The sequence below is a fragment of the Neptunicoccus sediminis genome (assembly GCF_001719615.1).
GTDB lineage: Bacteria > Pseudomonadota > Alphaproteobacteria > Rhodobacterales > Rhodobacteraceae > Amylibacter > Amylibacter sediminis.
Genome location: NZ_MDVX01000001.1, coordinates 289,906 through 304,935, shown reverse-complemented (window position 1 = coordinate 304,935; position 15,030 = coordinate 289,906). Strand labels below are relative to the sequence as shown.

Genomic DNA, 15,030 nt, shown 5'->3' with positions numbered 1-15,030 from the left:
TCGCGCTTTCTATCAGGTTGCGCCAAGAGAGGCATTCAGATCGGTTAACGCGGTTTGCGCCGCGTTCAGGGCGGACAAATCGGCAATCCACTGTGACATCGCCGCTTTTGCAGGCTCTGGCAATGAATTAGCCTCGCTCAACGCGGCGGCAAGTCTGCGGTTAACCAAATCATCCTCCACACGGGACAGGATCGCATCGGTGCTATCCCCTTCGCGCCGCTCGATAGAGCGGGTGCCCACCTGTGTTTTCAGGAAAGCGCCGAATTTACCCACGACACCTTCCCCCGCATTGGCCTTGGTATCGGCCCGCAAAGCGGCATGGGCGCGGTCGGAGAAACGGTTGCGCAGGGTTGTCCAGGACGGTGTACCGCTTTGCGCCACAGCGCCCAGCGCCTCCGGCGCCTCAACACCGGTGAGTTCGCTCAGACTATCCAGCGCGGACTGAAACGGTGCACCGCTGTCCAAAGCCACGGAGATGTCTGTCAGCAGTTTTTTCGTCGCTGTGGTTGCGACTTTGCTGGAGGCTTCCTTTTGGGCCTCCTCCACACGCCGCGCCGCTGCTTTGGCAGCATCTTCAACTTTCTGGTTCAAAGCACCGTTTTTTGCAGCCAGATCAGCCACTTGTGCCTTCAATCCCTGCAATGTCGCCTGAAAACCGGAAAGTTTGGATGCGGCCTCTTCGGAAAGTGTCGCACCGTTTTCGGTGATCTGCGTCGAAAGGCGTTCCCCCACAGCGGTCAGTTCGGCCTCTACGCCCTCGATACGGGATTCAAGCGAAGCCACGCGGGATTCAATCTCAACGCCATCAGTTGCTGCAAGGCTGTCCTTGATCGCGGCGAGCTCCTCCTGCTGGCTTTCGGCATATTGCGCAATCGCCGCATCAATCGCGGCCTGATCCACACCATCCTGCGGGGCGTTTTCCAGTTCTGCCAACCGTGCCTCAAGATCGGACCGAAGCGCTGCGACCTCTGCTTTGGCTTCAGTCTGGCCCGGCATCAGAAATTCGGCAACCGGAGACAGGCCCGCAGGCAACATCGGCGCGAGTTTTGGTGCGCCCCAAAGTGCGATGACGATCCCCAGAACAATCAGCGCCAGCGCCCGCAGGACTTTGGCCGAGAACGACGACCCGATGTCATCCTCTTCAACTTCATCCTCAGTGCTATGGGCGTCAGGAGCGGGGTTAGGCGTAGCCACCGGATCAGGTTTCTTAACGGGATCAGGTTTCTTCACCGCATCCGCGCCGGATTTATCCTGCGACTTGGTTACAGGCTCCCCAGCTTTGGCCACAGTGCCCGCCCCTGCCAAGCCACCAGCTGCAGCACTTGCAGGTTTGGCGTCTTTTGCTTTGGCATCCGGTTTAGCATCCACAGTCTTACCGGCGGATGTAGTGTCTGTAATTTTTCCGTCGCTCCCCGCGCCAGCGGCTTTATCGGTGGGGGACTTCTTTTCAAAGGACTGGGCTTTGGCCGCTGTTGCAGACGCACCTGCGGACGGGCTGTCGCTGCCTTTAGCATCCGCTTTAGCGACGTCTTTATCAGACGTTTTGCCAGCCTTCACCTCTGCGGCATTGGTTTTCTCTGTCGGCTTGGTGTCCGGCGTGGTTTTGGCACCGGTGCCACCCACGACTTCCGCGTCTTCGATTTCCGGTTTTTTCTTGGATTTATCTGCCACGTGCCGATAGCCCTATTCTGCTTCTAGGAGGAATCCCTTCGTCAAAACTAGGGTCTCTGTGCCATTCTCTCAAGTCCAATGCGTAAACTGCGCTGAAATTGCCTATAATCTTCAGGCTTTTGCTGTGAAATTACGCAACATCAGGTCCAAAGCCGAAACCATTGCGGCCCGTGTCGGGTGGCTGGCAATCTCTACAGGGGCCTGTACCCCCCGTAACGGGACTGTCGCATTCGTGCTGATACACAGAAAACGACAGTCAAAAAGCGGCTTGCCGACGATCTGATCCGCCAGATAGAGCGCGGTTCGGGGGGAAAATACCGGCACAATGACTGCCTGCCCGCTCAATGCGTCCAGCGCTGTTTGCGACAGGGATACGGGTGATTGATCGTAAAGAACAATCCGTTCGGCCTGCAATCCTTTGGCCTGCAACGCCTGCGCCAGATCAAGCGCAGCATGATTGCCTGAAAGGTAAAAAATCCGGTCCTTCGCAGTGGCCTGCGCCAGCACCAAAGCAAGCAGGTCTTCCCCTGTGCCATCGGCACTTTGCGCCGTAAAACCCTGTGCCCGTGCAGCATCAGCGGTATTGTCGCCCACACACAGCGCACGGGGCGTCCGGTCTGTGGTACAGTCGGACCAGACAGCCACGCTATTGACCGAGGTGAACAGCAACAGGGTGGCGTCAGTGGGCAAATCCGGCTGCTTGCGCGGCGCAATCCCGAGCACGGGGCTGTAGATCACAGGCGGTGTGAAACCGCTCTGCGCCGCGAACGACTGAAGAAAAGCACGGGATTGCGGCTCGGGCCGGATCATTAGGAGCGTGGGTTCTGTCATGGGGTGATGTGACCATTGCTGAAAAGGGGCGCAAATGTTACCTGCGGGACGAGAAAATCATGACGGGCGCGGATTGGCAATGTCACATAATATCACAGTATTGGGGCTGGAGAGCAGTTGCGACGACACCGCCGCCGCCGTAGTGCGTCGCACGAATAGCGAGTCTGCCGAAGTGTTATCCTCTGTCGTCTGGGGGCAGGAAGGGTTACACGCGGCCTTTGGCGGTGTGGTTCCCGAAATTGCCGCCCGCGCCCATGCAGAGCGGCTGGACCTATGCGTGGAACAGGCGCTGGAACAGGCGGGGCTGACGCTGGGCGAGGTGGATGCTATCGCGGTGACAGCCGGACCCGGACTTATCGGTGGCGTGATAAGTGGTGTGATGTGTGCCAAGGGTCTGTCCATCGGCTCTGGCAAACCGCTGGTGGGGGTCAACCATCTGGCAGGACACGCCCTGACCCCGCGCATGACGGATGGTGTGGAATACCCCTATCTGATGTTGCTGGTGTCAGGTGGGCATTGTCAGTTTCTGGGGGTACACGGTCCCGATCAGTTCACCCGCATGGGCGGCACCATTGACGACGCCCCCGGCGAAGCCTTTGACAAATCAGCAAAACTTCTTGGCCTTGGGTATCCCGGCGGGCCTTTGATCGAAGAAGAGGCGAAAAACGGGGATCCGAAACGGTTCCGCTTTCCCCGTCCGCTGCTGGATCGTCCCGATCTGGATATGTCGTTCTCTGGCTTGAAAACCGCCCTGCGCCGTGCGCGCGATACACTGGTCGCTGAAAAAGGCGGCCTGACGGTACAGGATCGCGCCGATCTCTGCGCCAGTTTCCAGCAGGCGGTGGCTGATACGCTGGCGGAAAAGACCCGCCGCGCCTGTATCGCCTTTGGCAAACCTGTGGAAACGCCTGTGTTGGCCGTAGCGGGCGGTGTGGCTGCGAACAGTCTGATCCGCAGTGCGCTGCAGAAAGTGGCAGCACAAGAGGGTTTCCGATTTCTTGCACCGCCGCTGAAATACTGCACCGATAATGGCGCGATGATCGCATGGGCCGGACTGGAACGGTTTGCGGGGGGCGAAAGCGATGACCTGACCCTGTCCGCCCGCCCGCGCTGGCCGCTGGACAAGGCGGCAACACCGATGCTTGGCTCTGGTAAAAAAGGAGCCAAAGCGTGACGCGGATTGGCGTGATCGGCGCAGGCGCCTTCGGCACGGCCCTTGCCAGCGTAGCGCGATCGGGCGGCAATGAGGTGGTGCTTTGGGGGCGTGACCCCGAACAGATCAATACCATGCGGCAAACCGGCGTAAACAAACGCTATCTTCCCGATGTACCCCTGCCTGACGGATTGGAAATCACCTCTGATCTTAGGGATTTGCAAACTGCCGAAATCCTGTTGATGGTCTTGCCCGCACAACATCTGCGCAGCTTTCTGGCCGAAGCGTCCCTGCCAGCCGCTGCGCCGGTTCTGCTCTGCGCCAAGGGTATTGAAACCGGCACGGGTCTGCTTCAGCAGGACATATTGAAAGAGAAAAAACCCGATGCCACCGTCGCCGTTCTCTCCGGCCCGGGCTTTGCGAGCGAGCTGACACAGGGCAAACCGACTGCGCTTTCGCTCGGCTGCGAAGACCAAAAAACCGGCGCTTGGTTGCAAGAGGTTCTCTCCTCTGCTTCCTTGCGATTGTATCTGTCCCAAGACACCACCGGCGTTGCGCTTGGCGGGGCGCTCAAGAACGTCTACGCCATTGCCTGCGGTCTGGTGGTGGGGGCCGGACTGGGCGAAAGCGCCCGCGCTGCCCTGATGACGCGGGGCTTTGCCGAACTGGCACGGCTTGCGGCCTCTATGGGGGCAAAAACAGAGACTTTGATGGGGTTGTCCGGCTTTGGCGATCTGGCGTTGAGCTGCACCTCGCTGCAATCCCGCAACTTTGCTTTCGGGGAAAAACTGGGCCGCGAAGGGGCGTTCGGCACCGGAAAAACCGTGGAAGGCATCGCCACAGCGCAGGCGGTTTTGGGGCTGGCAAGCCGCCAGAACATCGAAATGCCGATTGCACAGGCGGTTGCGGATGTGTTGGATGGACGGCAGGAACTGGAACAGGTGCTGCGCACACTGATGTCGCGCCCCCTGAAACCGGAAAGCCGATAAACGCGGAGGGCATCATGAACTACTGGCTGTTCAAATCGGAACCCAACACATGGGGCTGGGACGATCAGGTTGCCAAGGGCGATGCTGGCGAGGAATGGGACGGTGTACGAAACTATCAGGCCCGCAACTTCATGCGTGACATGGCAATCGGCGATCTGGGGTTTTTCTACCACTCCTTGAAGGAAAAAGCCGTTGTCGGGATCGTCGAGGTCTGCGCAACTGCCCATCCTGACAGCACAACAGACGATGACCGCTGGGAATGTGTGGACATCAAGGCGGTCAAACCGCTGAAAACGCCTGTCACGCTGGACATGGTAAAGGCCGATCCGCGTCTGTCCGAGATGGTGCTGGTCAAAAACTCCCGCTTGTCGGTGCAACCCGTGCGCCCCGAAGAATGGGACATCATCTGCGAAATGGGCGGCCTGTAGAGGCTAGCGGCATCCCGACCAGCGCCCCTGATCCATGTGGAAATGGTCATGATGTGCGGCGTTGTAATCAGGGCTTAGCACCATGCGGAACCACGCACAGGCGCTATTCCGTGCCGAGCGCAGAAATTCTGCTGTTTTTCCCGTAGCTTGCCAATCATTGCGCAAGCGGATTTTTTGCCCGTTTGTCAGATCGAAACCGGATATATCCAGCGCATTCGCCGTCGCATGCTGGCTCATCCGTGATGACCCTGCGATTGTCCGGCAAGAATAGCTGCCATAATGGTGAATGCGGCTGATCCCTGCGCCCAGCAGCGCCTGCGCAGCGGGCTGCAACCCGTGATGTTCCCACATGGCCAACCGCAGGGCGATGTCGCAGCGGGTTTCCAGCGGGGCAATTCGGGCTGTCGCCAGATTCGAAAGCTGTACGCGGTTTCTGATGTGACACTGGTCGTCTTGCTCTTGCGGTGGCAGGGCGACAACCGGCGCGGCAATCCGCTCCAACGCTGCGGCGCAAAGTTGCGGTTCTGCTACCGCCCCTGCCAGTTTCCATTGGGTGATCCGCGTCAACGGGGCCTTGGGATCCAGCGGACGGGTCGGGTTCCACTCCGGTGGCAACGGTGTTTGCGGGTGATACAATAGCGTTGTGACAGCAAATGCCAGCGCGACCACGGGCAGAAACAGACCGCCAAGCAACCAGCCGAGCTTACTTTTGCGCCCCATTGCGATCCCCCTTAAATCACAAAGGGCGCCACAGCGGGCGCCCGTAAGCTCTGGTTTTGAAAAGAATTAACTGTAAACAGACTCTTTGCCGAACTCTTTGGTCAGCATGTAATAAATCACAGCGCGGTACTTGTTCCGCTCTGATTTGCCATAGGTGTCGATCACTTTTTCCATCGCGGTATCAAGCTCGGGTCCGTCGGACAGCCCGAGTTTTTTGACGAGGAAGTTTTGTTTGACGGTTTCCAGTTCTCCGGCCTGACTGGACGCAACCGTTGCCGCATCAGCATCATAAATCGACGGACCACAGCCGATGGTTACTTTGGTCAGTAGGTCCATGTCGGGGGTCATTCCACATTTATTCTTCAGATCGTCAGCATATCTGGCAATCAAATCGTCGCGTTTTCCCATTTCTAACTCCTAAGCGCCGGATTGTCCCTGTTATCAAGAAAGGGCCATCCTGCGTGTAGCGCCCTTCTCGGGGCAAAACTTAGGGGAAGCGGGAATGCAAAAAAAGGGGGCTTGTGACATTCTTTGCGTTTTGGCCGTATTCCGGCTGTAAAGCGCATGCGCCAGACAAAAAAACGACCGCCGGAGCGGTCGTTTCGCATTTTCCAGAAACCGGGCAGAACCGTTTAGTAACGATAGTGTTCCGGTTTATAAGGACCATCGGTCGTCACACCGATGTAATCGGCCTGTTCTTTGGACAGTTCTGTCAGTTTCACGCCGATCTTTGCAAGGTGCAGACGGGCAACTTTTTCGTCCAGATGTTTGGGCAGGATGTAAACTTCGTTGTTGTACTGCTCCCCACGGGTCCACAACTCAATCTGGGCCAGCACCTGATTGGTAAAGGACGCAGACATCACAAAGGACGGGTGGCCTGTCGCGTTGCCAAGGTTCAACAAACGCCCTTGGGACAGCAGGATCATACGGTTGCCAGATGGCATTTCGTACATATCCACCTGATCCTTGATGTTTGTGCATTTCAGATTGGCAAGATTTGCCACCTGAATTTCATTATCAAAGTGACCGATGTTCCCGACGATCGCCATATCCTTCATCTCGCGCATATGCTCGATGCGGATGATGTCTTTGTTGCCGGTGGTGGTCACAAATATATCCGCGTCTTTAACGCAATCTTCCAGAGTGGTGACTTCAAACCCGTCCATCGCTGCCTGAAGCGCGCAGATCGGGTCAATTTCAGTCACTTTCACACGGGCACCGGCCCCACGCAGGGACGCGGCAGAGCCTTTGCCCACATCGCCGTACCCGCATACCACAGCGGTTTTACCGGCCATCATCGTGTCTGTCGCGCGGCGGATACCGTCCACGAGCGATTCTTTACAGCCGTATTTGTTGTCGAATTTCGACTTGGTCACAGAATCATTCACGTTGATCGCAGGGAATGGCAGGTCGCCGTTCTTTTGCAGTTCATACAGACGGTGGACGCCGGTTGTTGTTTCTTCGGACACGCCTTTGATCTGGCCACGCATCTTTGTGAACCAACCCGGAGAGGCCGCCATACGTTTCTTGATCTGCTTCTGGATCGCTTCTTCTTCTTCGGATGTCGGAACGCCGAAGTCTTCGCCTGCTTCGATCCGTGCGCCAAGCAGGATGTAGAGCGTTGCATCGCCGCCATCGTCAAGGATCAGGTTCGGACCGTCATCAAACAGGAAGGACCGGTCAAGATAATCCCAATGCTCTTCAAGGGTTTGACCCTTGATCGCAAAGACAGGAACACCGGACGCAGCGATTGCAGCGGCGGCGTGGTCTTGTGTGGAAAAGATGTTGCAAGACGCCCAGCGCACATCAGCGCCAAGGGCTGTCAGTGTTTCGATCAGAACGGCGGTCTGGATCGTCATGTGAAGCGAGCCGACAATCCGCGCCCCTTTCAAGGGCTGGCTTTCACCGAATTCCTCGCGCAGAGCCATCAACCCCGGCATTTCGGTTTCCGCAATGTCTAGTTCCTTGCGGCCAAATTCAGCCAGTGAAATGTCTTTTACAATGTAGTCAGACGCCATGTCAGAACCTTCCTTTTGGTTTTGACAGGGCCTTAGCAGCAAACGGCTATTTGCTCAACGGGCAATGAATCACAGGGGTGTCAGAGCGTCCGGTCGGTTGGTGTTTCCAAGTGGGAGTACAGCTCTTCCTGCTGTTCCAGATCAGGTTCCGGTGTGGTGTGGTCCCCTTGGGCAACAACGCAGGACTGGCCGCTTTCGTAATAGCTGACAAGGGTCCATGTGCCGTTTTGCTCGGACGCCCAAAGCTGGATGTCTGTGTCATTCCGGCTGATTTTCGGACCAACGGCCTTTTCGGAATACCAATCCACCAGAGCGGCCTCCATCTCTTCGGAGTCCATGCAGGACGTGGCGGCCTGTGCGGTTGTGGTTGCCAAAACGGCGGTTGTCAGTGCGATAAAAAAGCGTTTCATTGTTGCCTCCTTCATGCAATCAACGCATGAATCGCGAAATCGTTGCATAGGCACTTGAAAGAAACGAAATGCCCGCAAAGGAGATCCCATGAAACCACAACGGGCATGGCAGCGGATGTTATCGGGGCGGCGGCTGGATCTGTTGGACCCCTCGCCACTGGACATAGAAATTGAGGACATCGCTCACGGGCTGGCCTTTGTTGCGCGGTGGAACGGGCAAACCCGCGGGGATTACCCCTATTCCGTGGCCGAACATTCGGTCTTTGTGCTGGAACTTTACCGCCGCCTCTATCCGAAAGCGGGGCGGGACTGGCAACTGGCCGCCCTGCTGCATGACGCACCGGAATATGTGATCGGGGATATGATTTCTCCTGTTAAGGATGCGGTCGGCCCTGAATATGCCGCGCTGGACAAACGGTTGATGGCGGCGATCCATATCCGGTTCGGTCTGCCTGCGGAACTGCCCCCGACAATCAAGAAGCAGATCAAACGGGCAGACCGGATTTCCGCATGGCTGGAAGCGGTTCAGATCGCAGGGTTTTCCGAAGAAGAAGCGGATAAGCTGTTTGGCAAGCCGGTGTTCGACGACATCCCCAGACGCAGGTTGCGGCCGCACCCCCCGATGGAATCAAAGGGTGCGTTTATGGAAGTCTTTACCGATCTGATCGAAAGCTGAGCTTTCAACCTTTCAAATGTGGAGCGAATGGATGCGGCGCAGGGCTTCCTGACGCTCCAATTCCAGTTTCTTGCGCTCCTCATGGCGGTAGGCTTCGGAATCTAGCGCGTGATACCCGTCATTTCGGGTCTTATCGTTGCGGGTGGCAATCATCAGGGCCTTGGCGATAGAGTTGAACATGCTGTGTCCTTTCTGTGAATATATCCCCTAGCTCTAAGGCGATTGCCTTTGCAGATCGAATCCGTAATATTTCGGAAATGTTAGCTGAACTTATATTCTGATGGACTGGCGCGATATTCCCTCGCTGGCAGCTCTGCGTGCGTTTGAAGCGACCGCGCGACATCTAAATTTTAGCAGGGCCGCACGGGAACTGAATGTCACCCATGCGGCCATTGCCCAGCACGTGCGCGGGCTAGAGGCTGATTTCAAAGAGGCACTGGTGCAGAGACAAGGGCGCGGACTGGTTCTGACCCCTAGCGGGCACGCTTTGTCGGTCCGGTTGCAAACCGGTTTTGCGGAAATCGCTGCGGGTGTCGATGACCTGCGCCGCCTGCACGAAGACCGGCCGCTGAATATCTCTGTCACGCCGGCCTTTGCGACCAACTGGCTGATGCCGCGCATCGGGTCCTTCTGGCGCGATCATCCTGAAATCCCTATCAACATCAACCCGAGTGTCGCGCTGGTGGATCTGAACCAAGGTGTCTTTGATCTGGCGATCCGCTACGGCGCGGGGGACTGGCAAGGGATGGAGGTTGAGAAGCTAACAGACGGCGGGTTTTGTGTGGTGGCGCACCCCGATCTGGTGAAAGATTGCGAAATCAAGACCCTTAAAGACACACAATCCCTACCCTGGCTGCTGGAGGACTCCATGATGGAGCGCCGCGCCATGCTGGAGGCAGAGGGTCTGGACTTTGACAAATTGAAGGTAAATCTGATGTCACGCTCAAGCCTCGCGCTGTCCGGGGTGATGGCAGGTTTAGGGGTGACACTGCATCCCCGCTCTCTGATCGAACGAGAAGTAGCAACGGGTCAGTTGAAGCTCCTGTTTGAACTGGATTCCGAAAACCTCGGCTATTACCTCGTCTGGTTGCCGTCGCGGGACGGTCCGAAGGAGCGTATCCTGCGAAAATGGCTGTTGCAGGTTGCCAATACTGCGTGAAACAGGGTTACTCCCCAAAAGAATACGAAAGACGCCCCCATGACCGAACTTCCCTTCCCCGATGATTTCGCGCCGGACCTGCGCGACCTGCTGGCGCCTGACCTGTCGAAAGGTGCGATGATCCCTGCTGCGACCGTAGAGAGGGCGGCAGCGCAATTGGGGCAGGATACTGGCACCCTGATGATCCAACTGCTGCCGCTGGCCGCTGCCTATGCGCGGGTGCCGTTGTCAGGCTTTCACGTTGGCGCCGTTGCACTGGGTCGAACAACGGGAAACCTTTATTTCGGGTCTAATATGGAGTTTTCCGGCCATGCGCTCAGCTTTTCGGTGCACGGAGAACAATCCGCCATTAACCACGCTTGGCAGGCGGGTGAGGAAGGTCTGGACACTCTCGCCGTCAACGCAGCGCCTTGCGGGTACTGCCGCCAGTTTATGAACGAACTGGCCTCTGCTGGGCACGGGTTCAACATCCTGATGCGCAAAGGGTCCGATTCAGGAGATTTCAGCTATTCCACCCAACCGCTCTCCCACTACCTGCCAGAGTCCTTTGGTCCGGCAGATCTCGGGATGGAGGGTGGTCTGATGTCGCCGCAAAAACAGCAACTTACTATTCAGAGCAAAGAGCCGCTGGCGCAAGCTGCCCTCAAAGCAGCAGAGGCAAGCTATGCGCCCTACACCGGCGGCTATTGCGGTATCGCGGTTGCGCAGGCGGATGGCACGGTGTTTCAGGGACGCTACGCAGAGAACGCCGCCTACAACCCCAGTTTTTCGCCGCTACAATCCGCGCTGGCGCTGATGAACATGCGCCAGCCCTGCCAATCCCCTATCGCCATCACCGCGGCCACACTGGTAGAGGCGCAGGCCCCGATCAGTCAGCGTTCCGCAACAGAGGCCGTCTTGTCAGCCATCGCGCCGGATGTGCCATTAACCTACATCACAGCGCAAATCGGCTGAGCCGTCTACTTGGGGCTGCGCTTTGCCAGAATACGCTGCAAGGTGCGGCGGTGCATGTTCAGCCGCCTAGCGGTTTCCGATACATTGCGGTCGCACAGTTCAAACACCCGTTGGATGTGTTCCCACCGCACACGATCCGCAGACATGGGATTCTCCGGTGGCGGCGGCTTGTCACCGGGCAAAGCCAGCAGCGCATGGGTCACGTCTTTGGCATCAGCGGGTTTCGACAGATAATCGGTCGCGCCAATCTTTACCGCAGCCACCGCCGTGGCAATCGCACCATAACCTGTCAGGACCACGATCTTGGCATCCGCACGGCGGGCGCGCAGCACTTCGACCACATCAAGACCAGTACCGTCTTCGAGACGCAAATCCACCACCGCATAAGCCGGGGGCGTTGCCGTGCAAAAAGCCCGTCCCGCAGCCACGGAATCCAGTGCTGTCGGGTTGAAGCCCCGCTTTTCCATCGCCCGTGCCAGTCGGCGGCGAAAGGGTTCATCGTCGTCGAGGATCATTAACGAGTTGTCCGCTCCGATTTCCCGCATCTCAGTTTCCGACATATCCGTCCCTTCGTATCGTGGTTATTCCTTAGTAGAGTTTCCCGAATGTCAGGTCAAACCCGTGTTGTAGCGTGGTTTCCCCCGCTTAACCCGCGCATCTGTCATTGCACCCCAAAGCACCCCTGTGCCAAATTCGACTGGATGTGAACGCGTCACAACCCCGCACAAAGTCAGGCAAACCCATGTCAGAGACCACCCAGCCCTATTTCTACGCCTCCGCCCGCAGCGAATGGGTCCGGATGCGGACGCTGATTTACCTGCGCTGGCTGGCGATTTTCGGGCAAACCGCCGCCGTCGCTGTGGCTTATTATGTGCTGGGTCTTGATCTGTTGATCGGAATGAACGTGGTCGCCATTGGTGCTTCGGTGATCTTTAACCTTGCCGCCACGTTTACGCTGCCCGAAACCAAACGCCTGTCCCAGCAGGAAACCACCCTGACGCTGCTGTTCGATCTGGGTCAACTGGTGATCCTGCTGTTCCTGAACGGGGGGCTGAACAATCCCTTTGCGCTGCTGATCCTTGCGCCCGTCACGATTTCCGCCACCGCCCTGCGGGTCAATGCCACATTTCTGGTGAGCGGTATCGCCCTGCTGGCGATCAGCGCGCTGGCGTTCTTTTATGTGCCCCTGACCCTGCAAACCGGAGAAATCGTTGCCCTGCCGCAGCTTTATGTGGCTGGCTACTGGACCGCGCTGGTGATTGGCATTCTGTTTCTGGGCGGCTATGCGCGGCGCGTCACGAGCGAAACATTTACCATGAGTCAGGCGCTGGCGGCGACGCAAATGGCGCTCGCTCGGGAACATGAACTAACCCTGCTTGGCGGTGTGGTGGCAGCCGCCGCCCATGAGATGGGCACACCGCTCGCCACAATCAAACTTGTGGCCTCGGAACTGGCAGAGGAACTGGAAGACTCACCCGAACTGCGCGAGGATGCAGAGCTTATTTCATCGCAGGCAGAACGGTTGCGCGATATTCTGCGGGATATGGGGCGTGCGGGAAAGGACGACCTGCTGCTAAAGACGGCACCTTTGACTTCGATCGTGCAGGAAGCCGCAGAACCCCATGAAAACAGAGGGAAAATCATTCACTTCCTCGCCAATGGCTCTGCCGAACAACCGCGCCTTGAAGACATCCCCTACGCCCAGCGCAACCCTGAATTTATCCACGGTGTTCGCAATCTTGTGCAAAATGCGGTGGATTTCGCCAAGAGCACGGTTTGGGTCCACACAAGTTGGAGCGACAGTTCCATCCGGGTCATGGTGGGCGACGACGGTCGCGGCTATCCACCGGATTTATTGGGCAGGATCGGAGACCCTTTCCTGAGCAAACGCAAGTCTTCGGACGGTCAGGCTGCCTCTCGACCGGAATATGAGGGCATGGGGCTTGGTCTGTTTATCGCCAAGACCATGCTGGAACGGACCGGCGCGGAGTTAACCTTTACCAATGCGGCGGTGGACGGCTACACGATGGGCCAGAACGCCGGCGCAATGAAGGCTATGGAAGGTGCGACCGGAGCGATTGTCAACGTGCGCTGGAACCGCGCCGATCTGGAGGTGGACCGCGCCCCTGTGGTGGGACCGAACCGGCAGATTGATCCGTCACATTAGACAGCGGACGGCCATTAACCCCATGTTAACCATTTTAGGGTCTCCTGTGATTTTGGTATCGGATTACAGGAAAGGCAGCGGGGTTGGCGCATTTTCACACAGGGATCATGCTTGTAGGGTTACTGTTCGGTCTGGGGATCTGTCTCGCCTTGATTGTCCCTACGCCCACGGGCCGCGCACGGCGGGCCGGAACCCTTGTATCAGCGGGACCGACGCTTGGTAAAATCGCCTATACCGCCCCGTTCGGGATCTGGCTTGAATCCGGCGGACAAGTCGCTTGGCTGAACGAATACTGCCAAAAAACTCTGGCGGACCCGCAGGGAAATTTCGACGGAATAAGCGCCTTTGAGAAACTGACCACAAAGGCCGTTTCCGGAGCGGAAGAAATGTTCAGGCTAAAATCCGTACAACCGGACAAGCCTGAAACCTTTTCGATCCAATCCCAGAAAAACGGTTCGGGAACGGTATTTTACGCCAAGGACGCAACCCTTCTCGCAGAGACAGAGAATGAGCTGAAACGCTTTATCCAGACCCTTACTGCGACTTTTGCCCATCTGCCGATCGGGATTGCTGTTTTTGACCGTGAACGGGATCTGACCCTGTTCAACCCGGCCCTGTCCTCGCTTTTGGGGCTGGCACCGGACTGGCTGGCGCGCAAACCGACCATGCGCGCGTTTCTGGACCGTTTGCGCAACAACGGCTCTATCCCCGAACCGCGCGATTTTACCACGCTGCGACAGGAATTTGCAGAATTGGAAAGCGGTGCCTTCACCGGAAAATACGAGGTAGACTGGGCATTACCCTCCGGCGCCATCTACCGTGTGACAGGGCGGCCCCACCCCCGCGGCGGGGCCGCCTTGTTGTTTGAGGATATTTCACGCTCTGCCGCGATGGAAACGGGGTATCGCGCAGAAATCTGCCAGCTTTACGCCGCATTGGAGAGCCTTTCTGACGCGGTGGCAATCTTCAATCAGGCGGGGGAACTGACCTATGCGAACGATGCGTTTGACGACCTGTGGTGCTGCACGCTTTCCAAGGCTGTGGCACCGCCAACGGTAACAGATGTCAGCCGGTTGTTTCAAAAGAACTGCAAACCCACGCCCGTCTGGGGCGAGTTTCGCAATTTTGTCCACGACTTCAGCGAGCGCAGCCAGTGGCAGGCCCAGATCATCCATATCTGCGGCACCGAACTGACCATGACAGTCTCGCCCATTGCCGACGGTCGGGTGTTTTGCGAATTCAAGCGGGCTGGCACCGCGCTGGACCCGGCACGGCTGGCCGATACCGCCTGATCCGGTAAAGCCTGTTGCATTCGCCTTTGGGCTGGGGGATGGATGGGACAATTCCCGCAATCAGGCCCGTCCCATGAAACACTGCTTTGATCTTAACAGTCTTGAAGACACAAAACTGCTGGCAAATGTGCTGGCCGAGACCCTTGTGGCTGGCGATACGGTTCTGCTCTCCGGCCCTGTGGGGGCAGGCAAAACCGAATTGGCGCGGATGTATATCCAGACCCGCCTTCAGGAAATCGGCGCGGTTGAGGACGTTCCCTCCCCCACTTTCACGCTGGTGCAGGTTTATGAGTTGCACGACACGGAAATCTGGCACGCCGATCTTTATCGTCTGACCGCGGTGGACGAATTATACGAGCTTGGTCTCGATCAGGCGTTTGAAGACAGTATCTGCTTGATTGAATGGCCCGAAAGGCTTGGCAGTTTGCGCCCGCAATCTGCCCTCTCCATTGCCTTTGAACTGCGCGAGGATGACCGGCGTCGGGTTTCGCTTGAATGGACTGACAGCAAATGGAACACTACGGTTTCATTGCTTTCATTTATGACCAAGACCCAAGGCTAG

General features: G+C 57.5%; 17 protein-coding genes. 9 read left to right on the top strand and 8 right to left on the bottom strand.

All coding sequences use genetic code 11. The features are described 5' to 3' along the window. Positions 1–12 precede the first annotated feature (12 nt). Together BFV97_RS01440 and BFV97_RS01435 are read right to left on the bottom strand one after the other, a co-directional pair. Positions 13–1,671, bottom strand: coding sequence for a hypothetical protein (locus tag BFV97_RS01440; RefSeq protein WP_069298530.1), 1,659 nt, complete (start codon positions 1,669–1,671; stop codon positions 13–15). 111 nt (positions 1,672–1,782) lie between these two features. After that, a complete protein-coding gene (locus BFV97_RS01435) occupies positions 1,783–2,502 on the bottom strand; it encodes a uroporphyrinogen-III synthase (protein ID WP_083225450.1) in 720 nt (239 codons plus the stop codon). Between the two features lie 79 nt (positions 2,503–2,581). On the opposite strand from BFV97_RS01435, the gene tsaD reads away from it, so the two are divergent. The 3 genes from tsaD to BFV97_RS01420 are packed head-to-tail and all read left to right on the top strand — an operon-like array spanning position 2,582 to position 5,072. Then, positions 2,582–3,676, top strand: coding sequence for a tRNA (adenosine(37)-N6)-threonylcarbamoyltransferase complex transferase subunit TsaD (tsaD, locus tag BFV97_RS01430; protein ID WP_069299027.1), 1,095 nt, complete (start codon positions 2,582–2,584; stop codon positions 3,674–3,676). Further along, entirely contained in the window at positions 3,673–4,644 is a 972-nt protein-coding gene (locus BFV97_RS01425) for an NAD(P)H-dependent glycerol-3-phosphate dehydrogenase (RefSeq protein WP_069298528.1), read from the top strand. The genes tsaD and BFV97_RS01425 overlap by 4 nt, the downstream gene beginning before the upstream one ends. Positions 4,645–4,658: 14 nt before the next feature. After that, a complete protein-coding gene (locus BFV97_RS01420) occupies positions 4,659–5,072 on the top strand; it encodes an EVE domain-containing protein (protein ID WP_069298527.1) in 414 nt (137 codons plus the stop codon). A 3-nt stretch (positions 5,073–5,075) separates the two neighbouring features. Here BFV97_RS01420 and BFV97_RS01415 read toward each other — a convergent pair whose 3' ends face one another. The 4 genes from BFV97_RS01415 to BFV97_RS01400 form a co-directional block, all read right to left on the bottom strand. Further along, on the bottom strand, positions 5,076–5,792 hold the full coding sequence (locus BFV97_RS01415; protein WP_069298526.1) for an extensin-like domain-containing protein: 717 nt from the start codon (positions 5,790–5,792) through the stop codon (positions 5,076–5,078). Positions 5,793–5,858: 66 nt separating this feature from the next. Continuing rightward, complete coding sequence (locus BFV97_RS01410; RefSeq protein ID WP_069298525.1) at positions 5,859–6,200, bottom strand: DUF2853 family protein; 342 nt, start codon at positions 6,198–6,200, stop codon at positions 5,859–5,861. Positions 6,201–6,424: 224 nt separating this feature from the next. Further along, on the bottom strand, positions 6,425–7,810 hold the full coding sequence (gene ahcY / locus BFV97_RS01405; RefSeq protein WP_069298524.1) for an adenosylhomocysteinase: 1,386 nt from the start codon (positions 7,808–7,810) through the stop codon (positions 6,425–6,427). An 80-nt stretch (positions 7,811–7,890) separates the two neighbouring features. Then, on the bottom strand, positions 7,891–8,220 hold the full coding sequence (locus BFV97_RS01400; RefSeq protein WP_069298523.1) for a hypothetical protein: 330 nt from the start codon (positions 8,218–8,220) through the stop codon (positions 7,891–7,893). Between the two features lie 88 nt (positions 8,221–8,308). Between BFV97_RS01400 and BFV97_RS01395 the strand changes: the two genes are divergently transcribed. Then, complete coding sequence (locus tag BFV97_RS01395; protein ID WP_069298522.1) at positions 8,309–8,896, top strand: HD domain-containing protein; 588 nt, start codon at positions 8,309–8,311, stop codon at positions 8,894–8,896. A gap of 12 nt (positions 8,897–8,908) precedes the next feature. Here BFV97_RS01395 and BFV97_RS18685 read toward each other — a convergent pair whose 3' ends face one another. Next, positions 8,909–9,076, bottom strand: coding sequence for a hypothetical protein (locus BFV97_RS18685; protein ID WP_157888250.1), 168 nt, complete (start codon positions 9,074–9,076; stop codon positions 8,909–8,911). 100 nt (positions 9,077–9,176) lie between these two features. On the opposite strand from BFV97_RS18685, the gene BFV97_RS01390 reads away from it, so the two are divergent. Further along, on the top strand, positions 9,177–10,055 hold the full coding sequence (locus tag BFV97_RS01390; protein WP_069298521.1) for a LysR substrate-binding domain-containing protein: 879 nt from the start codon (positions 9,177–9,179) through the stop codon (positions 10,053–10,055). A 39-nt stretch (positions 10,056–10,094) separates the two neighbouring features. Further along, positions 10,095–11,009: a cytidine deaminase gene (gene cdd / locus BFV97_RS01385; protein ID WP_069298520.1), complete on the top strand. Its 915-nt coding sequence runs from the start codon at positions 10,095–10,097 to the stop codon at positions 11,007–11,009. Positions 11,010–11,014: 5 nt separating this feature from the next. On the opposite strand, the gene BFV97_RS01380 is transcribed toward cdd, so the two are convergent. After that, complete coding sequence (locus BFV97_RS01380) at positions 11,015–11,569, bottom strand: ActR/PrrA/RegA family redox response regulator transcription factor (RefSeq protein WP_069298519.1); 555 nt, start codon at positions 11,567–11,569, stop codon at positions 11,015–11,017. 182 nt (positions 11,570–11,751) lie between these two features. Here BFV97_RS01380 and regB point away from each other — a divergent pair, with 182 nt between their 5' ends. From regB to tsaE, 3 genes are all read left to right on the top strand, one after another. Further along, the gene (gene regB / locus BFV97_RS01375) at positions 11,752–13,176 is read left to right on the top strand and encodes a sensor histidine kinase RegB (RefSeq protein WP_069298518.1); all 1,425 of its coding nucleotides are present in this window, start codon (positions 11,752–11,754) and stop codon (positions 13,174–13,176) included. A gap of 107 nt (positions 13,177–13,283) precedes the next feature. After that, positions 13,284–14,468 (top strand): PAS-domain containing protein, encoded by a 1,185-nt coding sequence (locus tag BFV97_RS01370; protein WP_216635936.1) that lies wholly within the window; start codon positions 13,284–13,286, stop codon positions 14,466–14,468. 73 nt (positions 14,469–14,541) lie between these two features. After that, a complete protein-coding gene (gene tsaE, locus BFV97_RS01365; protein ID WP_069298516.1) occupies positions 14,542–15,030 on the top strand; it encodes a tRNA (adenosine(37)-N6)-threonylcarbamoyltransferase complex ATPase subunit type 1 TsaE in 489 nt (162 codons plus the stop codon).